Source organism: Frigoribacterium sp. PvP054 (assembly GCF_040547465.1).
Lineage (GTDB): Bacteria > Actinomycetota > Actinomycetes > Actinomycetales > Microbacteriaceae > Frigoribacterium.
On record NZ_JBEPPU010000014.1, the window covers coordinates 34,955 to 55,285 of the forward strand.

General features: G+C 69.6%; 19 protein-coding genes. 17 read left to right on the forward strand and 2 right to left on the reverse strand.

Annotated elements, in window-relative coordinates; all coding sequences use genetic code 11:
* Positions 1–11 precede the first annotated feature (11 nt).
* The 9 genes from ABID81_RS14150 (at position 12) to dnaE (ending at position 10,195) form a co-directional block, all read left to right on the forward strand.
* Entirely contained in the window at positions 12–1,148 is a 1,137-nt protein-coding gene (locus ABID81_RS14150; RefSeq protein ID WP_354595425.1) for a cell division protein FtsQ/DivIB, read from the forward strand.
* Positions 1,149–1,286: 138 nt separating this feature from the next.
* Complete coding sequence (gene ftsZ / locus ABID81_RS14155) at positions 1,287–2,447, forward strand: cell division protein FtsZ (RefSeq protein WP_354595426.1); 1,161 nt, start codon at positions 1,287–1,289, stop codon at positions 2,445–2,447.
* Between the two features lie 6 nt (positions 2,448–2,453).
* Positions 2,454–3,152 (forward strand): YggS family pyridoxal phosphate-dependent enzyme, encoded by a 699-nt coding sequence (locus tag ABID81_RS14160; protein ID WP_354595427.1) that lies wholly within the window; start codon positions 2,454–2,456, stop codon positions 3,150–3,152.
* Between the two features lie 36 nt (positions 3,153–3,188).
* Positions 3,189–3,716: a cell division protein SepF gene (locus ABID81_RS14165; RefSeq protein ID WP_354595428.1), complete on the forward strand. Its 528-nt coding sequence runs from the start codon at positions 3,189–3,191 to the stop codon at positions 3,714–3,716.
* Between the two features lie 93 nt (positions 3,717–3,809).
* Positions 3,810–4,112: a YggT family protein gene (locus tag ABID81_RS14170; protein WP_354595429.1), complete on the forward strand. Its 303-nt coding sequence runs from the start codon at positions 3,810–3,812 to the stop codon at positions 4,110–4,112.
* Positions 4,113–4,257: 145 nt separating this feature from the next.
* Complete coding sequence (locus ABID81_RS14175) at positions 4,258–5,037, forward strand: DivIVA domain-containing protein (RefSeq protein WP_354595430.1); 780 nt, start codon at positions 4,258–4,260, stop codon at positions 5,035–5,037.
* A gap of 3 nt (positions 5,038–5,040) precedes the next feature.
* A complete protein-coding gene (gene lspA / locus ABID81_RS14180; protein WP_354595431.1) occupies positions 5,041–5,712 on the forward strand; it encodes a signal peptidase II in 672 nt (223 codons plus the stop codon).
* On the forward strand, positions 5,709–6,632 hold the full coding sequence (locus ABID81_RS14185; protein ID WP_354595432.1) for an RluA family pseudouridine synthase: 924 nt from the start codon (positions 5,709–5,711) through the stop codon (positions 6,630–6,632). The genes lspA and ABID81_RS14185 overlap by 4 nt, the downstream gene beginning before the upstream one ends.
* A gap of 44 nt (positions 6,633–6,676) precedes the next feature.
* Positions 6,677–10,195: a DNA polymerase III subunit alpha gene (gene dnaE, locus ABID81_RS14190; protein ID WP_354595433.1), complete on the forward strand. Its 3,519-nt coding sequence runs from the start codon at positions 6,677–6,679 to the stop codon at positions 10,193–10,195.
* Between the two features lie 31 nt (positions 10,196–10,226).
* On the opposite strand, the gene ABID81_RS14195 is transcribed toward dnaE, so the two are convergent.
* Complete coding sequence (locus tag ABID81_RS14195) at positions 10,227–10,745, reverse strand: flavin reductase family protein (protein WP_354595434.1); 519 nt, start codon at positions 10,743–10,745, stop codon at positions 10,227–10,229.
* A gap of 33 nt (positions 10,746–10,778) precedes the next feature.
* On the opposite strand from ABID81_RS14195, the gene hisD reads away from it, so the two are divergent.
* From hisD to ABID81_RS14210, 3 genes are all read left to right on the forward strand, one after another.
* Entirely contained in the window at positions 10,779–12,089 is a 1,311-nt protein-coding gene (gene hisD, locus ABID81_RS14200; protein WP_354595435.1) for a histidinol dehydrogenase, read from the forward strand.
* A gap of 71 nt (positions 12,090–12,160) precedes the next feature.
* A complete protein-coding gene (nrdR, locus tag ABID81_RS14205; protein WP_194593762.1) occupies positions 12,161–12,643 on the forward strand; it encodes a transcriptional regulator NrdR in 483 nt (160 codons plus the stop codon).
* Positions 12,640–13,692 carry a quinone-dependent dihydroorotate dehydrogenase gene (locus ABID81_RS14210; protein ID WP_354595436.1) on the forward strand — a complete coding sequence of 351 codons (1,053 nt, stop codon included), beginning with the start codon at positions 12,640–12,642 and terminating at the stop codon, positions 13,690–13,692. The genes nrdR and ABID81_RS14210 overlap by 4 nt, the downstream gene beginning before the upstream one ends.
* Before the next feature lie 109 nt (positions 13,693–13,801).
* Here the strand turns inward: ABID81_RS14210 and ABID81_RS14215 are convergent, their stop codons facing one another.
* Entirely contained in the window at positions 13,802–14,380 is a 579-nt protein-coding gene (locus tag ABID81_RS14215) for a DUF3043 domain-containing protein (RefSeq protein WP_354595437.1), read from the reverse strand.
* 41 nt (positions 14,381–14,421) lie between these two features.
* On the opposite strand from ABID81_RS14215, the gene ABID81_RS14220 reads away from it, so the two are divergent.
* From ABID81_RS14220 to ABID81_RS14240, 5 genes are all read left to right on the forward strand, one after another.
* Positions 14,422–15,837, forward strand: coding sequence for a dipeptidase (locus ABID81_RS14220; RefSeq protein ID WP_354595438.1), 1,416 nt, complete (start codon positions 14,422–14,424; stop codon positions 15,835–15,837).
* A gap of 134 nt (positions 15,838–15,971) precedes the next feature.
* Positions 15,972–16,334, forward strand: a complete 363-nt coding sequence (gene erpA, locus ABID81_RS14225) for an iron-sulfur cluster insertion protein ErpA (RefSeq protein WP_043594936.1) — start codon at positions 15,972–15,974, stop codon at positions 16,332–16,334.
* 201 nt (positions 16,335–16,535) lie between these two features.
* The gene (gene ctaC / locus ABID81_RS14230; RefSeq protein ID WP_056256102.1) at positions 16,536–17,432 is read left to right on the forward strand and encodes an aa3-type cytochrome oxidase subunit II; all 897 of its coding nucleotides are present in this window, start codon (positions 16,536–16,538) and stop codon (positions 17,430–17,432) included.
* Positions 17,433–17,444: 12 nt separating this feature from the next.
* Positions 17,445–19,190 carry an aa3-type cytochrome oxidase subunit I gene (gene ctaD, locus ABID81_RS14235; protein WP_354595439.1) on the forward strand — a complete coding sequence of 582 codons (1,746 nt, stop codon included), beginning with the start codon at positions 17,445–17,447 and terminating at the stop codon, positions 19,188–19,190.
* A gap of 5 nt (positions 19,191–19,195) precedes the next feature.
* On the forward strand, positions 19,196–19,612 hold the full coding sequence (locus tag ABID81_RS14240) for a cytochrome c oxidase subunit 4 (protein WP_354595440.1): 417 nt from the start codon (positions 19,196–19,198) through the stop codon (positions 19,610–19,612).
* Positions 19,613–20,331 lie beyond the last annotated feature (719 nt).

The following is a 20,331-nucleotide window of genomic DNA, read 5'->3' on the forward strand; positions in this document are numbered from 1 at the left end:
AGGGCCCACCGGTGAGGCGGCCGGAGGGGTTCGACGAGCCCGAGCCCACCGACGACACCCCGGCGACCCCGCCTGGTCGCCGCCGACGTCGCGACGCCGACGCGACGGGACCGGTCCCCGTCATGGGCGGCGCGCGCCCCCCGCGCCCGTCGATCGGCGGCGCCCGTGACGAGGCCGAAGAGAGGCCGTCGTCCCTGCGCGACCGCCTCGCCGGCGTCGCCGGAGCCTCGACCTCCCTGCGCGACCGCCTGGCCGGGGGCACCCGGGCGGGCGCTGCCGACGCCGACCCGACCGACACCACCCGGGGCGTCGAGCCCCCGCGGATCACGGCCCCGGACGGCACGGCGGCCGAGGCGAAGGCCCGGGTCGTGGCGGCGCGCAAGCAGGCCCGCCGCGCCTCGAGCGAACGGAGGCGCGTCGAGCGCGTCGAGGTCCGTCGCTTCACGCGTCGCAGCCGGCACCGTCGGGCGACCCTGATCTCCGTCGGGGCCGTCGTGCTCCTCCTCGTCGCGTCCGTCGCGGTCGCGGTGTTCTCGCCGTTGCTGTCGCTGAGGACCATCCGCGTCGAGGGGACGGAGCGCGTCGACGCGTCGGCCGTGCAGGCGGCGCTCGACGGCCAGCTGGGCACGCCCCTCGCCCTGATCGACTTCGACGAGGTGACCCGCGAGCTCAAGGCGTTCCCGTTGATCGCGAGCTACGTGACCGAGACCGCTCCGCCGCACACGCTCGTCGTCCGCATCCAGGAGCGCCAGCCCGTCGCCACCGTCGCGGCCGGTGACGGCTTCGAGCTCGTCGATCCGGCCGGTGTCGTCGTGCAGTCGCTCGACGCCCGTCAAGAGGGCGTCCCGCTCGTCGACGTCGGGGGAGCGGCCCTCGACGGGCCCGCCTACCGGTCGGTGGCCGAGGTGCTGCTGGCCCTGCCGGTGACCCTCCGCTCGACGGTCGACACGGTCACCGCCTCGACGACGGACGACGTGACGCTCGAGCTCACCTCGGGCGAGCGCGTCGTGTGGGGCAGTGCGGACGAGTCCGCCAAGAAGGCCCAGGTCCTCGCGGGCCTCATCGCCGACCAGGCTCGGCGCGACCCGGGGGCGAGCGTCGAGTACGACGTCTCGGCGCCCGACAACGGGATCATCAGGACGAGATGAGAGGGTGTGTTCGCGACACGCTGGTCACCCTGGCGACAGGGCCTGCGGCGCACCCATACCTTGTGACTGCAGAACTTGCATACCATGTACAACTTTAACCTTCAACTGCAGAGTTAAGGTTCAAGCGGAGGCCCGGACGTGACAACGAACCATAACTACCTAGCCGTGATCAAGGTCGTCGGTGTCGGCGGCGGTGGCGTCAACGCCGTCAACCGCATGATCGAACTGGGGCTCCGCGGGGTGGAGTTCATCGCCATCAACACCGACGCCCAGGCGCTGCTGCTGAGCGACGCCGACGTCAAGCTGGACGTCGGTCGCGAGCTCACGCGCGGCCTCGGTGCCGGCGCTGACCCCGAGGTCGGGCGTCGAGCCGCCGAGGACCACGCCGAAGAGATCGAGGAGGCCCTCGCGGGTGCCGACATGGTCTTCGTCACGGCCGGCGAGGGCGGTGGTACCGGCACCGGTGGCGCACCGGTCGTCGCCCGCATCGCCAAGTCCATCGGCGCATTGACCATCGGCGTCGTGACGAAGCCCTTCGGTTTCGAGGGCAAGCGCCGTCAGGCCCAGGCCGAGGCCGGCGTCGCCGCGCTGAAGGACGAGGTCGACACCCTCATCGTCGTCCCCAACGACCGTCTCCTCGAGATCAGCGAGCGCGGCATCAGCATGGTCGAGGCCTTCGGCACGGCCGACCAGGTGCTCCTCGCCGGCGTCCAGGGCATCACCGACCTCATCACCACGCCCGGTCTCATCAACCTCGACTTCGCCGACGTCAAGTCGGTCATGCAGGGGGCCGGCTCCGCCCTCATGGGCATCGGTTCGTCCCGCGGGGCCGACCGGGCGATCAAGGCGGCCGAGCTGGCCGTCGCCTCCCCCCTGCTCGAGGCGAGCATCGACGGGGCGCACGGGGTGCTGCTGTCCATCCAGGGCGGGTCGAACCTCGGCATCTTCGAGATCAACGACGCCGCGCGCCTGGTGCAAGAGGCGGTCCACGCCGAGGCCAACATCATCTTCGGTGCCGTCATCGACGACACCCTGGGCGACGAGGTCCGCGTCACGGTCATCGCGGCCGGATTCGACGGCGGCGAGCCCTCGACCAAGGTGAAGGACCGTCGCTCGAGCTTCGTCGACTCCGAGGGGCCGACGGCGACGTCGGTGTCGGGCGTCTCGGCCATCGCCGACAGCGGTGCCACGCACGAGCCCGCCGCCTGGAAGCGTCCCGACGAACCGGCGACCCAGGCCGTCGACCCCGCCTTCGACGACGGTGACGACGACCTCGACGTCCCGGACTTCCTCAAGTAACGACGGGTGACCGATCCGACGGCTGTGGGCGGCGACCTGGGCGAGCGACTCGCCCGGGTCGCCGCCTCCGTCGACGACGCCTGCCGCGCGGCCGGGCGGTCCCCGGGCGAACTCACGACGATCGTCGTGACGAAGTTCCACCCGGTCGCGCTCGTCCGGGCGCTCTACGACCTGGGGGTGCGCGACGTCGGCGAGAACCGACATCAAGAGGCGCAGTCCAAGGCGGCCGAGGTCGCCGACCTCGACGGGTTGCGCTGGCACTTCGTGGGTCAGCTGCAGTCGAAGAAGGCCAGACAGGCCCGGCGGTACGCGAGTGCCGTGCACTCCCTCGACCGCGACTCGGTCGTGGACGCCCTCTCCGACGACTCCGGGTCGACGGTCGACGGCTTCGTCCAGGTCAACCTGACCGACGACCCCGGCCGCGGGGGAGTCGCTGAGCGCGACGTCGAGCGGCTCGCCGAACGCGTGCTCGCCACCCCGGGTCTGCGGCTGCGCGGCGTGATGGCGGTCGCCCCCCTGGACGAGGAGGCGCGCCCCGCCTTCGCGCGCCTCCGTGCGGTCTCCGAGCGGGTGCGGTCCCTCGAGCCCGCGGCCACGGCCGTCTCGGCCGGCATGTCGCAGGACTTCGCCGCAGCCGTCGCCGAGGGCGCGACACACCTACGGATCGGCACGGCAATCACGGGTTCTCGCCCCGAAGCTCGTTAATGTCGACCTGACGATCCACTGACTCGGAGGAACACCATGGCCAACCCGCTGCGCAAGACGATGGTCTACCTGGGCCTCGCCGACGAAGAGCTCGAGTACGACGAACAGCCCCACGAGCGGGCGCAGCCCCAGCAGTCGTCGCGACCGCAGGCGGCCACGCAGGCTCCGGCGCCCGTCGCCCCGGTCCACTCGGCCCCCGTGGCCGCTCCCGCGCCCACGCGCGCCCCCGTGACGCCCCTGCGTCGCTCCTCGCCCCCGAAGAACACGGTGCCCCACGACATGAACGAGATCCTGACCGTCCACCCCCGCGAGTACAAGGACGCCCAGGCCATCGCCGAGAGCTTCCGCGACGGCATCCCGGTCATCATCAACCTGTCGCAGATGACCGAGGCCGACGCCCGTCGCCTGGTGGACTTCGCCAGCGGGCTCTCCCAGGGTCTGTACGGCAAGATCGAGCGCGTCACCAACAAGGTGTTCCTGCTCTCACCGGCCCACATCGCGGTGAGCGGCGAGCAGGCTGAGGTAGAGTCCGACATCGAAGCGTCGTTCTTCGCCCAGTCGTGACGCGTCCGCCGTCGTGACCCTCCAGCGACGACGTGACGACCTGCCCGACCGCGAGCCCGCTCGCGCCGACTCGTGTGAGCTGATGACCCCCCGATGATCGTCTCCCTGATCGCCACGATCGCGTACTACCTGCTCCTGATCTTCTTCCTGCTGATGTGGGCGCGCTTCGTCCTCGACCTCGCCCAGTCCTTCAGTCGCGGCTGGCGGCCCAAGGGGCCGGTGCTGCTGCTCGCCGAGGCGGCGTACACCGTGACCGATCCGCCCATCCGTCGGGTGCGCAAGATCCTGCCCCCGGTCCGACTCGGGTCGGTCGCACTCGACTTCGGCTGGAGCATCGTCATGCTGGCCGTCATCATCCTCATGAGCGTCGCCGGCAACCTGCGGGCGTTCGGCTGACGACGATGCAGGCGACCGACAGGGTAGGCTCACTCCAGCGCCCGTACGGCACGACCCCGGCCCGACCGGGCCTCGCTCCTCTACGGTGTAGAAGAACGACCCAGACCACGATCACACGATCCAACAGATTCACGAGGTGACGGCAATGGCTTTGACGCCGGAAGACGTAGTCAACAAGCGGTTCCAGCCGACGAAGTTCCGTGAGGGGTACGACCAAGACGAGGTCGACGACTTCCTCGACGAGGTCGTCGCCGAGCTGCGACGTCTGAACCAGGAGAACGACGAGCTGCGCCAGCGCCTCTCGTCGGGCGAATCGGCTCCCGCCGCCCAGGCCGCCCAGGCCGCCCCCGCGTCGGCCCCGGTCGCCAGCGTTCCGGCGCCGGCCTCGGCGCCCGCGCCGGCTTCCGCCCCGCAGGCGGCCGAGCCCGAGGCCGTCGAGCCCGAGCCCGTGGCAGCTCCCGCCGCCGTCGCGTCGGCTCCGGCGTACGCCGCACCGGCGGTCTCCGAGGACGACGAGACCAGCAGCACCAACAGCCTCCTGCAGCTCGCCCGTCGCCTGCACGAAGAGCACGTTCGTGAGGGCATCGAGAAGCGTGACGCCCTCATCGCCGAGGGGCACGCGACCGCCGCCCGCCTCGTCTCCGAGGGTGAGGCCAGGCAGCGCGAGGTCGTCGCCGAGGCCGAGACCAAGTCGCGCGACATCGTGGGTGCCGCCGAGACGCAGCAGCGCGAGATCCTCGACCGCCTCAACACCGAGCGCTCGAGCGTCGAGCGTCGCATCGACGACCTGCGGTCGTTCGAGCGCGACTACCGCGCCAAGCTCAAGAGCTACATCGAAGGCCAGCTGCACGAGCTCGACGGCGACGGCACGGGCGAGGCCGCCCGGCCCACGCCGGCCAGCGCCCAGGGCTTCGGCTCGAACTAGGTCTTGTCGAACGACGAGCCCACCTCGAAGGCCAGCGTCCGCGTTCTCGCGACGCTGGCCTTCGTCGCGGTCGTGGCCTACGGCCTCGACCAGGGCACCAAACTGCTCGTCACCCGCACGCTCGTCGAAGGCGGTTCCGTCGACGTGATCGGCGAGTTCTTCCAACTGCACTTCGTCAAGAACCCGGGCGCCGCTTTCTCGTTCGCGAGCGGTTCCACCTGGATCTTCTCCCTCGCCGCCGCCGCGGTCGCCGTCGCGATCGTCGTCGTGGCCCGACGCATCCGGTCGCTGGCCTGGGCCGTCATGCTCGGCATGCTGCTCGGCGGCACCCTGGGCAACCTGACCGACCGGCTGCTGCGAGAGCCCTCGTTCGGCCAGGGGCACGTCGTCGACTTCATCTACTTCCCGTCGCTGCTGCCCGCCATCTTCAACGTGGCCGACGTCTTCATCGTCTCGAGCATGGGGCTGCTGCTGTTGCTGACCCTCCTCGGCATCGGGCTCGACGGCACGCGGGCCCCGAGCGCTAAGAAGTCCCGGGCCGCGGTGGCCGACGAGCCGTACAGAGCCGAGCCGCCCCGGGGCGACGCGGCACCTCCTGCCGACGCCGCGCCGACCGGCGACGGCACGCGGGCGACCGACACCGCGCCTCCTGCCGACCGCCGGAGCGCCTCGTGAGCGAGACCCGGGCGCTGCCGGTCCCCGACGGGCTCGCCGGCGAACGCGTCGACGCCGCCCTGGCCAAGCTGCTCGGCTTCAGCCGCACCTTCGCCGCCGAGGTCGCGGCCGCCGGGGGCGTGACCGTCGACGGTCGTACCGTCGGCAAGTCCGACCGGCTCGAGGCCGGCGCCTGGCTCGACGTCACGTGGTCGCCTCGTGAGGCACCCGCCGTCGTCGCGGTCGAGGTCCCCGGCATGGCCGTCGTGCACGACGACGACGAGATCGTGGTCGTCGACAAACCGGTGGGCGTGGCGGCCCATCCGTCGGTGGGGTGGACGGGGCCGACCGTGCTCGGCGGCCTGGCCGCGGCCGGCTTCACCGTGTCGACGTCCGGCGCCTCCGAACGTGCGGGCATCGTGCACCGCCTCGACGTGGGCACGAGCGGTCTGATGGTCGTCGCCAAGACCGAGCGGGCGTACACCTCGCTGAAGCAGGCCTTCCGCGAGCGGACCGTCGAGAAGATCTACAACGCCGTCGTCCAGGGGCATCCCGACCCCCTCACCGGCACCGTCGACGCCCCCATCGGACGTCATCCCTCCTCCGACTGGAAGTTCGCCGTCGTCGTCGACGGCAAACCCTCGGTCACGCACTACGAGACGGTCGAGGCGTTCCCCGCGGCGTCGCTGCTCGAGATCCACCTCGAGACCGGCCGCACGCACCAGATCCGGGTCCACATGGCGGCGCAGCGGCACCCCTGCGTCGGCGACACGACCTACGGGGCCGACCCGACCCTGTCGTCCACCCTCGGGCTGACGCGCCAGTGGCTGCACGCCGTCCAGCTCGGTTTCCGGCACCCCGGCACGGGTGAACCCGTCGTCTACCGGTCGACGTACCCGGCCGACCTGCAGCACGCCCTCGATGTCCTCCGTCGGAGTTAGGCTGTTCCCCCAGCTGTCGGATCCACCACCAGACGAGGAGCCCCGTGGCCTCGAGCAAAGACTCGTTCGTCCATCTGCACGTGCACAGCGAGTACTCGATGCTCGACGGTGCGGCCCGGGTCAAACCGTTGGTCACCGAGGCGGCGGCGCAGGGCATGCCCGCGGTGGCGGTGACCGACCACGGCAACGTGTTCGGCGCCTACGACTTCTGGAAGACCGCGACCGACGCGGGCGTCAAGCCGATCATCGGCACCGAGGCCTACGTCACCCCGGGCACCCACCGCGGTGACAAGACGCGCGTGCGCTGGGGTGACGGCGGACGAGACGACGTGTCGGGTTCGGGTGCCTACACGCACATGACCCTGTTGTCCGAGAACACCGCCGGCATGCACAACCTGTTCCGGCTGTCGTCACGGGCCTCGCTCGAGGGGTACTACTTCAAGCCGCGCATGGACCGCGAGCTCCTCTCGCAGTACTCGGACGGGCTCATCGCGACGACCGGGTGCCCGAGCGGCGAGGTCCAGACGCGGCTGCGGCTCGGTCAGTACGACGAGGCGGTCAAGGCCGCGTCCGACTTCCGAGACATCTTCGGACGCGAGAACTACTTCGCCGAGATCATGGACCACGGGCTGGGCATCGAACGCCAGATCATGGGCGACCTCCTGCGTCTCGCGAAAGACCTCGACCTGCCGCTCGTGGCGACCAACGACCTGCACTACACCCACGAGCACGACGCCACCAGCCACGCGGCACTGCTCTGCGTGCAGTCGGGGTCGACGCTGAACGACCCGAACCGCTTCAAGTTCGACGCCGACGAGTTCTACCTCAAGTCCGCACAGCAGATGCGTCACCTGTTCCGTGACCACCCCGAGGCCTGCGACAACACCCTGCTCATCGCCGAACGGTGCGACGTGCAGTTCAACACCTCGGCCAACTACATGCCTCGCTACCCGGTGCCGGAGGGCGAGACCGAAGAGACCTGGTTCATCAAAGAGGTCGAGAAGGGGCTCGTCTTCCGCTACCCGGACGGCATCCCCGACGACGTCCGCAAGCAGGCCGAGTACGAGATCGGCGTCATCACGGGCATGGGGTTCCCCGGGTACTTCCTCGTGGTCGCCGACTTCATCAACTGGTCGAAGGAGAACGGCATCCGGGTCGGTCCGGGGCGTGGCTCGGGCGCCGGGTCGATGGCCGCGTACGCGATGCGCATCACCGACCTCGACCCGCTCCGCCACGGCCTGATCTTCGAGCGGTTCCTCAACCCCGACCGCGTCTCGATGCCCGACTTCGACGTCGACTTCGACGACCGTCGCCGCGGTGAGGTGATCCAGTACGTCACCGAGAAGTACGGCGACGAGCGCGTCGCGCAGATCGTCACCTACGGCACCATCAAGGCCAAGCAGGCCCTGAAGGACAGTTCACGGGTGCTGGGGTTCCCGTTCGGCATGGGCGAGAAGCTGACGAAGGCCATGCCGCCGGCCGTCATGGGCAAGGACATCCCGCTCACGGGCATCTTCGACAAACAGCACGACCGGTACAAAGAGGCCGGCGACATCCGCACCGTGGTCGAGTCCGACCCCGAGGCCAAGACGGTCTTCGACACCGCCCTCGGACTCGAGGGTCTGAAGCGTCAATGGGGCGTGCACGCTGCCGGCGTCATCATGTCGAGCGATCCGCTGATCGACATCATCCCCATCATGAAACGCGAGCAGGACGGCCAGATCGTCACGCAGTTCGACTACCCGGCCTGCGAGTCGCTCGGACTGATCAAGATGGACTTCCTGGGGCTGCGCAACCTCACGATCATCAACGACGCACTCGACAACATCCGGACGAACCGCGGTTTCGACCTCGTGCTCGAAGACCTCGAGCTCGACGACCGGGGGGCCTACGAACTGCTGGGTCGCGGTGACACCCTCGGGGTGTTCCAGCTCGACGGTGGCCCGATGCGCGGCCTCCTCCGACTGATGAAGCCCGACAACTTCGAAGACATCTCGGCCGTCATCGCGTTGTACCGACCGGGTCCGATGGGGGCCAACTCCCACACCAACTACGCACTGCGCAAGAACGGTGCGCAAGAGATCACCCCGATCCACCCCGAGCTCGAAGAGCCGCTGAAAGAGATCCTCTCGACCAGCTACGGCCTGATCATCTACCAAGAGCAGGTCATGGCGATCGCGCAGAAGGTCGCCGGCTTCTCGCTCGGACAGGCCGACATCCTGCGGCGTGCCATGGGCAAGAAGAAGAAGTCCGAGCTCGACAAGCAGTACGCCGGCTTCGAGCAGGGCATGTTCGACAACGGCTTCTCTCCCGACGCCGTCAAGATGCTCTGGGACATCCTGCTGCCGTTCTCCGACTACGCCTTCAACAAGGCGCACTCGGCCGCCTACGGCGTGGTCTCGTACTGGACGGCCTACCTCAAGGCCCACTACCCGGCCGAGTACATGGCGGCGCTGCTCACCAGCACGGGCGACTCCCGCGACAAGCTCGGTCTCTACCTCAACGAGTGCCGCCGGATGGGCATCAAGGTGCTGCCGCCCGACGTCAACGAGTCGATCGGCTTCTTCGCCGCCGTCGGCGACGACATCCGCTTCGGCATGGGTGCCGTGCGCAACGTCGGCTTCAACGTGGTCGACCACGTGATCGCCGCCCGTCAGAAAGAGGGCGCGTTCACCTCGTTCCACGACTTCCTGCGCAAGGTCCCGCTGCCGGTCGCGAACAAGCGCACCGTCGAGTCGCTGGTGAAGGCCGGCGCGTTCGACTCGCTCGGCTCCACCCGACGGGCGCTGGTCGAGATCCACGAGTCCGCCGTCGAGGCGGCGGTGGGTGAGAAACGGGCCGAGGCCAACGGCCAGGTCGGCTTCGACTTCGACTCCCTGTGGGACGAACCCCAGGACGTCCAGCACGTGCCCGAGCGTCCCGAGTGGTCCAAGCGCGACAAGCTGGCCTTCGAGCGCGACATGCTGGGCCTCTACGTCTCCGACCACCCGCTCGCGGGGCTCGAGTTGCCGTTGGCCAAGCACGCCCAGACGACGGTCACCGACATCCTGGCGAGCGATCCGGCGACCATCGACGGCGAGACGGTCACCATCGCCGGCCTCATCACCAGCGTGCAACACCGCGTCGCCCGGAACTCCGGCAACCCCTACGGCATCATCACCGTCGAGGACTTCGGGGGCGAGATCTCGGCCATGTTCCTGGGCAAGACCTACCAAGAGTTCGGGCCGTCGCTCGTGGGTGACTCGATCATCGTGCTCAAGGGCCGGGTCAGCGTGCGCGACGACGGCATGAACATGCACGCCGCGAGCATGTTCATGCCCGACCTGGGCGTCGGCGTCACCCACGGGCCGCTGCTGCTGCAGATGCCCGAGCACCGGGCGACGCACGACACGGTCACCGAACTGGCCGCGGTCCTCGGTCGTCATGCCGGGGCGACCGAGGTGCGCCTGCGTCTGGTGAAGGGCGAGGCCGCCCGGGTGTTCGAGATCCCCATGCCCGTCGACGTGACGGCCGACCTCTTCGGCGAGCTGAAGAGCCTGCTGGGCCCCGGCTGCCTCGTCTGAGGCACCGGGCCGTCCGGGCCGTGGCCGATCCTCAGTCGTCGAGGTGGACGGGGCGCAGGTAGTGCCGGTCGTGGTAGAGCAGGGCGTCGTCGTCCTCGCCGACGCTACCCGTGCCGACGCGGACCACGACGACCGCGCTGCCGTGCACGGGCACGCGCTCGACGACGGTGCCCGTCATCCAGGCGGTGACGCCGTCGAGCAGCGGGACGCCGTTCGGCCCGTCCGTCCAGTGGTCGCCGTCGAACCGGAGGGCTGCGGGCCCCGCCATGCGCCGGGCGAGGTCTCGGTTGCGCAGGCCGAGCAGGTGGACGATGACGTCGTCCGTCTCGGCGACGGCGGGCCACGAGCTCGCCGTGCGGGCCATGTTGAAGGTCGCGAGGGGCGGGACGGCGGCCAACGACGCGAGCGACGTGGCCGTGAAGCCGACCGGCGTGCCCGAGGCGTCGCGGGCGGTCACGACCGCGACACCGGCGGCGTGCCGTCGGAACGCCTCCTTGAAGACCTCGAGCGGGTCGCGGGAGGTGGTGGCAGCCAGGTCGTCGTCCGTCATGCTCCCGACCCTACTGACTAGGCTGGGCGGGCCATGATCCAGACCACAGATCTGCGCGGTATCACGCCGACGCACGCCCAACTGCTCGACCTCGTCCCGCGATCGCACGCCGACGTCGGTGCCGCGACGGACGCCGCCCGGCGCCTCGTCGACGACGTGCGCGAGCGAGGTGCCGCCGCGTTGCGCGATCAGGCGGCTCGCTTCGACGGCGTCCGTCCCGAGGTGCTACGGGTGGCCCGGCAGACCGTCGACGACGCCGTCGTCGCCCTCGACCCCCTGGTCAAGGAGGCGCTGGTCGAGTCGATCGCGCGCGTCACGCAGGCCAGCCGGGCCCAGGTGCCCGCGCCGACCACGACCCGCCCCGCGCCCGGCGCGGTCATCGAGCAACGCTGGCAGCCCGTCACCCGGGCCGGGGTCTACGTCCCGGGGGGCAAGGCCGTCTACCCGTCCAGCGTCGTGATGAACGTCGTCCCGGCCCAGGTGGCAGGCGTCTCGTCCATCGCGCTCGTCTCACCGGCGCAGCGTGAGCACGCCGGGGGAGTCCACCCCGTCATCCTCGGTGCCGCAGGGCTGCTCGGCATCGACGAGGTCTACGCGATCGGAGGCGCGGGCGCGATCGGTGCCCTGGCCTACGGCGTGCCCGAGCTCGAACTCGAACCGGTGCAGGTCATCACCGGTCCGGGCAACAACTTCGTCGCGGCCGCGAAGCAGCTCGTCCGCGGTCGCGTGGGCATCGACTCGGTCGCCGGCGCGACCGAGATCCTGGTCATCGCCGACGACTCGGCCGACGCCACGTTGGTGGCCGTCGACCTGATCAGCCAGGCCGAACACGACGAAGAGGCCTCGGCCGTGCTCGTGACCGACTCCGCGGCGTTCGGCGAAGCCGTCGTGGCGGAGCTCATCCGCCTCGTGCCCCGGACCCTCAGTGCGGCGCGGGTCCGGACGGCGCTCTCGGGGCGCCAGTCCGCCGTCGTCCTGGTCGACGACCTCCGGCAGGCGGCCGCCTTCAGCAACGCCTACGGGCCCGAGCACCTCGAGATCCAGACCCGCGACGACGATGCCGTCCTGGCCGACATCACCGACGCCGGGGCGATCTTCGTCGGGCCCGACACCCCCGTCAGCCTGGGCGACTACCTCGCGGGCTCCAACCACGTGTTGCCGACGAGCGGACAGTCACGGTTCTCGTCGGGGCTCGGGGCGTTCACGTTCCTCCGGCCCCAACAGGTCGTGCGGTACGACGCCGACGCCCTGGGGGTCGTGGCCGACCGTCTCGTCGCCCTGTCGAACGCCGAGCTGCTGCCCGCCCACGGCGAGGCCGTCGCCGCCCGGCTCGCGCGTCCGTGATCGGGGCCGCCGAGCGACCCGCTCCTCGCGCGTCCGTCGGCGGGCCGTGGGTCCGATAATCTGGCCGGACCATGTTCTGCCCCTTCTGCCGTCACCCCGACTCCCGCGTCGTCGACTCCCGCACCAGTGACGACGGCACGTCGATCCGACGCCGTCGGCAGTGCCCGAACTGCGGCCGTCGGTTCAGCACCACCGAGACCGCGAGTCTCAACGTGGTGAAGCGCAACGGCGTCCTCGAGCCGTTCAGCCGCGACAAGATCATCTCGGGGGTGCGCAAGGCGTGCCAGGGGCGACCGGTCACCGACGGCGACCTCGCCGTCCTGGCCCAGAAGGTCGAGGAGGCCGTCCGCGCGAGCGGGGCCTCGCAGATCGAGGCCAACGACATCGGCCTGGCCATCCTCCCCCCGTTGCGTGACCTCGACGAGGTCGCCTACCTGCGTTTCGCCAGCGTCTACCAGGCGTTCGACTCGCTCGAGGACTTCGAGGCCTCGATCGGTCAGCTGCGCGAAGAGCACGCCTCGCGTCCGCGTCCGACCCGGTCGGTCGACGAGTGACCACCCCGTACCGCGTCCTGTTCGACGCCGTCTTCGCGAAGATGGACCCCGAAGACGCCCACCACCTGGCGTTCCGGGTGATCAGGGCCATCCCGAAGCTGGGGCTGGCAGGGCTCGTCGGGCGGTTCACGGCGCCGGCCCCGTCGCTCGCGGTGGACGCCCTGGGGCTGCACTTCGCCTCGCCGTTCGGCGTCGCCGCCGGGTTCGACAAGGACGCCAAGGGCGTCGCCGGTCTCGGGGCGCTGGGCTTCGGCCACGTCGAGGTGGGCACCATCACGGCCAGGGCCCAGCCCGGCAACGAGCGCCCGCGCCTCTTCCGTCTCGTCCCCGACCTCGCCGTCGTCAACCGGATGGGTTTCAACAACGCGGGCTCCCACGCGGCGGCACTCGAGCTCAGCAGGGCGCGCTCGGCGTCGTCCCGACCGGTCATCGGCGTCAACATCGGCAAGAGCCGCGTCGTGGCCGTCGACGACGCGATCGACGACTACCTGGCCAGCACGCGCCTCCTGGCACCCTTGGCGGACTACCTGGCGGTCAACGTGAGTTCGCCGAACACCCCGGGGCTGCGGGGGCTGCAAGAGCTCGACAAGCTCGCCCCGCTGCTCGAGGCCGTCCGCGACGCCGCGGGTCGGACGCCCGTCCTGGTCAAGATCGCGCCCGACCTCGACGACGACGGAGTCCGTCGCATCGGCGCCCTGGTGACGGACCTGGGCCTGGCCGGCGTCATCGCGACGAACACGACCCTCTCGAGGGACGGCCTCGACACCGACGCCGCCGTGGTCGAGGCCGCGGGGGCGGGCGGCCTGTCGGGCGCCCCGTTGGCCGCCCGGTCGCTCGAGGTGCTGAAGCTCGTGCGCGAGTCCGTCCCCGCCGAGACCTGCGTCATCTCGGTGGGCGGCGTCTCCAGCGCGGTCGACGTCGACGAACGGCTCCGGGCCGGAGCGACGCTGGTGCAGGGCTACACCGCGTTCCTCTACCGAGGACCGCTCTGGGCCCGGCAGGTCAACCGAGGCCTGCTGGCCCTGCGGCGCCGTCGCGCCGGGGCCTGATCGGACGGACGGGGTCCGACCCGACGGGTCGGTCGCTCCGGCCCCACCACGCACGGACGGCGTCACCCTCAGAGGGTGACGCCGTCCGGCGGTGGGGGAGCGCCGTCGCTCAGGCGGTCGGGTACTCGCCCCGCTTGACCTGCGGCTTCGGCAGGCGCATGGGCTTGAGCTGCATCGCGCGCATGGCGGCGTACCAACGGTTGCCCTTGCGGACGTTCTCGGCGCCGTACTTCGCCGCGAGCTTGCGGTTCACGCTGCGACCGACGATCAGGCAGTCGACCACGGCGAGGGCGAAGAAGCCCCAGAGAACGAGCAGGGTGACGGACTGGATCGCGGCCGACTGGACGAGGGTCAGGGCGATGACGACGACCATGATGGGGATCATGGCCTCGCCCACGCTGAACCGGGCGTCGACGTGGTCGCGGATGAACCGTCGCTGAGGCCCCTTGTCGCGGTCGGGCAGGAACTTCTCCTCGCCGTTGGCGAGCCCGATGCGGGCACGGTCGCGCTGCTCGGCGAGGCGGGCGCGCTGGGCCTTCTGGGCTTCTTTGCCCGAGGCGACGAGGGGGCGCTGGTTGGCGGCTTCCCGTTCGCGTCGCGTGGGGGTCGGTCGACCCTTGCCGACCGCGGTCGACTCGGGTTCGGCGACGGTGGTCGTCTGGGTCGTCTTGCTGTCTGGCTTGGCCACGGGAGGTCCTCAGGGTTGTCCGAGTTCCTAAGATTAGCTGCATGAGCGACTCGCAGCATCCCGTCCGACCGACCGATCCCCGTACTGTCAGCGAACTCGCGGAGGCCGTGCACGCGGGTCTGCCGGCGACGATCGCCGACCTCGGCGCCCTCGTGCGCATCCCCTCGGTGTCGTGGGACGCCTTCGACCCCGAGCACGTCCGGCGCAGCGCGGACGCCGTGGCCGCACTCGTCGAGGGGACGGGCCTCTTCGACCAGGTGTCCGTCAGCAGGGCACCGATCGGCGACGGTGACGCCCTCGGGCAGCCTGCCGTCCTCGCCCGACGCGCGGCCCGCGACGGTCGACCGACGATCCTGCTCTACGCGCACCACGACGTCCAGCCCCAGGGCGACGACGCCGACTGGGACACCCCTCCGTTCGAGCCCACGGTCAAGGGCGACCGGCTGTACGGGCGGGGTGCCTCCGACGACAAGGCCGGCGTGATGACCCACGTGGCCGCCCTGCGAGCGGTGCACGACGTCCTGGGTGACGACCTCCGCGTCGGCGTCTCGCTCTTCGTCGAGGGCGAGGAGGAGTTCGGCTCGAGGTCGTTCGCCGAGTTCCTCGTGCAGCACCAGGACGACCTGCGCGCGGACGTCATCGTCGTGGCCGACTCCGACAACTGGAGCACGACGGTGCCCGCCATCACCGTGGGCCTTCGCGGCAACGTGACCTTCCGTCTGACCGTCCGCACCCTCGCTCACGCGTCCCACTCCGGGATGCTGGGCGGCGCCGTCCCGGACGCCATGATGGCCATGGTGAGGCTGCTCGCGACCCTGCACGACGACGCGGGCAGCGTGGCGGTCGCCGGCCTCACGAGCCGCGACGCCGACCACCCGGAACAGAGCGAGCAGCAACTCCGCGACGACAGCGGGCTGCTCGAGGGGGTCACGCCGATCGGGCGGGGCCCGATCCTCAGCCGCGTCTGGTCGCAGCCGTCGATCACGGTGACGGGGATCGACGCCCCCTCGGTCGCGAACGCGTCCAACACGCTGAGCCCCGAGGTCTCGGTCCGCATCAGCGCCCGGATCGCTCCCGGACAGACCGCGGACGACGCCTACCTCGCGCTTGAGGAGCACATCCGGGCGAACGCGCCGTTCGGTGCGCACGTCCGGATCGACGACGTGGACAAGGGCGACCCCTTCCTGGTCGACACGTCGGGCTCGGCGATCGCCGACGCGACCGTCGCCATGACCGAGGGCTGGGGCGAGGCCCCGGTGCAGACCGGCATCGGCGGTTCGATCCCGTTCATCGCCGACCTGGTCCGCACCTTCCCCGAGGCGCAGATCCTCGTGACCGGCGTGGAAGACCCCGACACCCGCGCCCACAGCCCCAACGAGTCGCAGCACCTGGGCGTGCTGCACCGGGCGATCCTGAGCGAGGCGATCCTGCTGGCGCGCCTGGACGCGAGGGGCTGACCGGCGCGACCCGCGCCTCCTCGTCGTCGAGGACGAACCGGAGGAGGCGCGGGTCCGGAACAAAACCGGCCCGCCGCTGCTTACACTGGTCGACGACGAGTGCCCCGCACTCGACCCGGCCCGAAGGAGGCACCATGACCGACATCGCAACCGCTCCCGTCGACGCGAAGGCGCACGGCGTGACCATCACGTCCACCGCCGCGGACAAGGTGAAGAGCCTGCTCACGCAAGAAGGCCGTGACGACCTGCGCCTGCGCGTCGCCGTCCAGCCCGGTGGCTGCTCGGGGCTCATCTACCAGCTCTACTTCGACGAGCGCATGCTCGACGGTGACGCCACCGTCGACTTCGACGGCGTCGAGGTCATCGTCGACAAGATGAGCGTCCCCTACCTCGACGGCGCCGCCATCGACTTCGAGGACACCATCCAGAAGCAGGGGTTCACCATCGACAACCCGAACGCCCAGGGCAGCTGCGCCTGCGGCGACAGCTTCCACTGATCGCACGCGCCGGCTCGCCCGGCACGTCGAGGGGGTCATCCGGACGGATGGCCCCCTCCGTCGTCTGCAGCCGGTTCTCGCTCGACGTCGAGACGCTTTGGGCGCGCGCCGTGCGTTGGGCGCCCGATCCTGCGAGTAAGCTAGGCAAGTCCCCGTCAACACTGGGAACACCCCCACTGTCGTGTCATCCGAGAGGTCACAGTGCGCTCTAACCGCCGTCTTCGTTGGGCTGCCGCCCCCATGGCAGTCGTCCTGGCTCTCGTGCTTGCGGGGTGTACCACCGACCAGCTCCAGGGCTGGCTGCCCACCACCGCGGGCACGACCAACCACGTCGACCGCGTCATCGGCCTCTGGGTCACCTCGTGGATCGTGCTGCTGATCGTCGGCGTCATCGTGTGGGGCCTGATCATCTGGGTGTGCGTGGCCTACCGCCGTCGCAAGGGCCAGACCGGCCTGCCCGTCCAGCTGCGCTACAACATGCCGATCGAGATCTTCTACACGGTCGTGCCGCTCATCCTCGTCCTCGGCTTCTTCGCCTTCACGGCCCGCGACCAGGCGGCGATCGAAGAACCGACGGCCAGCCCCGACGTCAAGATCGACGTCTACGCCAAGCGCTGGGCCTGGGACTTCAACTACATCGACCAGCAGAACGAAGACGAGAGCGTCTATTACCAGGGCATCCAGGCCCAAGAGCTGGGTGACGGCACCATCGACGAGAGCCAGCTCCCCGAGCTGTACCTTCCCGTGGGCAAGACGGTCCAGATCGACCTCAAGTCGCGCGACGTCGCCCACTCCTTCTGGATCATCGACTTCCTCTATAAGAAGGACACGATCCCCGGCAAGACGAACTCGATGTACTTCACGCCCGAGAAAGAGGGCACCTTCAGCGGCAAATGCGCCGAACTGTGCGGTGAGTACCACTCGCTGATGCTGTTCAACGTCAAGGTCGTGTCGCAGTCCGAATACGACCAGTACCTGCAGACCCTCGACGCCGAAGGCAACACCGGCCTCCTGGGCGACCAGTACAACACCAACACCAACCAGCCCGGCACCGAGGCCCCCGCCAACGCCGCCGGCACCGAAGACTCCGAGAAGTAAGGCACAGGTTCGATGAGCTCAGCCACCGCCACCCGTCCCACCACCGGCGGGACGTCCTCCGGTCAGAACTTCGGCGCCTCGAAGGTCGGCCGCAAGGGCAACGTCGTCGTCAACTGGATCACGTCGACGGACCACAAGACGATCGGGTACATGTACCTGATCACGTCGTTCCTCTTCTTCTGCCTCGGCGGGGTCATGGCGCTGATCATCCGCGCCCAGCTCTTCGCGCCGGGCCTCGAGATCGTCGCCACGAAAGAGCAGTACAACCAGCTCTTCACCATGCACGGCACGATCATGTTGCTCATGTTCGCCACGCCCCTCTTCTCGGGCTTCGCGAACGTGCTCATGCCCTTGCAGATCGGTGCACCCGACGTCGCCTTCCCGCGGCTCAACGGCTTCGCCTTCTGGCTCTACTCGTTCGGCTCGATCATCGCCGTGGCCGGCTTCCTCACCCCGCAGGGTGCGGCGTCCTTCGGTTGGTTCGCCTACGCGCCGTTGAGCGACACGACCTTCTCGCCGGGACTCGGCGGCAACCTCTGGGTGTTCGGACTCGGCTTGACCGGGTTCAGCACCATCCTGGGCTCGGTGAACTTCATCACCACCATCGTGTCGATGCGCGCCCCCGGCATGACCATGTGGCGCATGCCGATCTTCACCTGGAACACCCTGATCACGTCGATCCTCGTCATCATGGCGTTCCCGGTCCTCGCCGCCGCCCTCTTCGGCCTCGGCTTCGACCGCGTGTTCGACGCCCAGGTGTTCAACCCGGCCAACGGCGGCGCGATCCTCTGGCAGCACCTGTTCTGGTTCTTCGGCCACCCCGAGGTCTACATCATCGCCCTGCCGTTCTTCGGCATCGTGTCCGAGGTGTTCCCGGTGTTCAGCCGCAAGCCGATCTTCGGGTACAAGACGCTCGTCTACGCGACCATCTCGATCGCGGCCCTGTCGGTGACCGTCTGGGCACACCACATGTACGTCACCGGTTCGGTGCTGCTGCCCTTCTTCTCGCTGATGACGATGCTCATCGCCGTCCCCACCGGCGTGAAGATCTTCAACTGGATCGGCACGATGTGGCGCGGGTCGGTCACCTTCGAGACCCCCATGCTCTGGGCGATCGGCTTCCTCATCACCTTCACCTTCGGTGGTCTGACGGGCGTCATCCTCGCCTCGCCTCCGCTCGACTTCCACGTGTCCGACACCTACTTCGTCGTGGCCCACTTCCACTACGTCGTGTTCGGCACCGTCGTGTTCGCCATGTTCTCCGGCTTCTACTTCTGGTGGCCGAAGTGGACGGGCAAGATGCTCAACGAGCGGCTCGGCAAGATCCACTTCTGGATGCTCTTCGTCGGATTCCACACGACGTTCCTCGTCCAACACTGGCTCGGCGTCATGGGCATGCCCCGTCGGTACGCCACGTACCAGCCCGAGGACCACTTCACCTGGATGAACCAGCTCTCGACCATCGGAGCCATGCTGCTCGGCATCTCGATCCTGCCGTTCCTCTACAACGTGTACATCACTGCGCGTCGTGCGCCCAAGGTCGAGGTCAACGACCCGTGGGGTTACTCCCGCTCGCTCGAGTGGGCCACGTCCTGCCCGCCGCCGCGCCACAACTTCACATCGATCCCGCGCATCCGTTCCGAGTCGCCTGCGTTCGACCTGAACCACCCCGAGGCGGGCCTGCCCGTGGGCATCGGCCCCGTCAAGGACGCGCCTGACGCGCCGACCTACGACGCGTCCAGCGAGAAAGTGAAGTAGCCCCGATGAAGACCAACGCGACGCTGTTCTGGATCCTCGCGATCTTCTTCTTCCTGATGTGCGCGGTCTACGTGCTCTGGAGCCTGCTCGACACGGGCAAGGTCGAATGGGCCGGCACGCTCGGCATCGGTCTGGCCGGCATGTTGGGTGCCTTCCTGGCTTTCTACATGGGTCGCTCCCACGCCACCCAGGGTGGCGAGCTGCCTGAGGACCGTCTGGACGCCAACATCGACGACGGCGACCCCGAGATGGGTTTCTTCAGCCCGTGGTCCTGGTGGCCCATCATCCTGGCCGCCGGCTGCAGCCTGATCTTCCTGGCCCTCGCTGTGGGCATGTGGATCATCTACATCGGTGCGGCCCTCACGGCTGTGGCACTGGTCGGCTGGGTCTACGAGTACTACCGAGGCAACTTCGCCCACTAGGGCGACAGAGCCATTCGACAGGGCGTCGATCTCCGGATCGGCGCCCTTCGTCGTGCGCCCGGGGTTCGTGGACCGGGCGTATCGGCAGACGATCGCCGAGCAGCGCCTGGCATCCGTCCGTCGCTGCGACGGGGGAGTGTCCGCTAGAGACGTGACGAGGCTCACGCCGCGTTGTTCTGGCCGATCATCCCTGACCGACCGGCGGCGCGGAACCACTACGCCCTGTAACTCGTGCGACCTGACCGCCGCCCGACGCCAGGATGCAGCGTGACGGGAATTCGAACGTCGCTCTCATCGACGGGACCGACCCGACCTCCGGCGCGGGACCAGGACGTCCCGGGCCCCCTACTGCGAGCCGCTCACTCAGGACCCCGTGCCTCTGGCCCTTCATCCCCGGCCCCTGGTCGCCGTTGCCGGTTCTCGAGTGGTCCCTCGGTGATCGCGTTTCGGCGCGCACGTGCGCACGAGTTCGGTTGACGCCGCCCATGCGCAGCAGTGTGGCGCGGCTCCCATCGTCGATCTCTCGCTCGCCCCACGCTGTGGTCCTGCGGGGGATCTGGGAGAACACACCTCGCCTGCAGGGAGCGAAGCGAGTTCGCGGGGTCGAGCCGAGCCCGCGCGGGACGAGCCGAGCCCGCGCGGGACGAGCCGAGCCCGCGCGGGACGAGCCGAGCCCGCGCGGGACGAGCCGAGCCCGCGCGGGACGAGCCGAGCCCGCG

Bases quoted from the DNA above. Each gene is read 5' to 3' on its own strand.
- ABID81_RS14165 (WP_354595428.1), top strand. From the start codon at position 3,189: ATGGCCAACCCGCTGCGCAAGACGATGGTCTACCTGGGCCTCGCCGAC.
- ABID81_RS14170 (WP_354595429.1), top strand. From the start codon at position 3,810: ATGATCGTCTCCCTGATCGCCACGATCGCGTACTACCTGCTCCTGATC.
- ABID81_RS14175 (WP_354595430.1), top strand. From the start codon at position 4,258: ATGGCTTTGACGCCGGAAGACGTAGTCAACAAGCGGTTCCAGCCGACG.
- ABID81_RS14195 (WP_354595434.1), bottom strand. From the start codon at position 10,745: ATGACGGACGACGACCTGGCTGCCACCACCTCCCGCGACCCGCTCGAG.
- hisD (WP_354595435.1), top strand. From the start codon at position 10,779: ATGATCCAGACCACAGATCTGCGCGGTATCACGCCGACGCACGCCCAA.
- nrdR (WP_194593762.1), top strand. From the start codon at position 12,161: ATGTTCTGCCCCTTCTGCCGTCACCCCGACTCCCGCGTCGTCGACTCC.
- ABID81_RS14220 (WP_354595438.1), top strand. From the start codon at position 14,422: ATGAGCGACTCGCAGCATCCCGTCCGACCGACCGATCCCCGTACTGTC.
- erpA (WP_043594936.1), top strand. From the start codon at position 15,972: ATGACCGACATCGCAACCGCTCCCGTCGACGCGAAGGCGCACGGCGTG.
- ctaD (WP_354595439.1), top strand. From the start codon at position 17,445: ATGAGCTCAGCCACCGCCACCCGTCCCACCACCGGCGGGACGTCCTCC.
- ABID81_RS14240 (WP_354595440.1), top strand. From the start codon at position 19,196: ATGAAGACCAACGCGACGCTGTTCTGGATCCTCGCGATCTTCTTCTTC.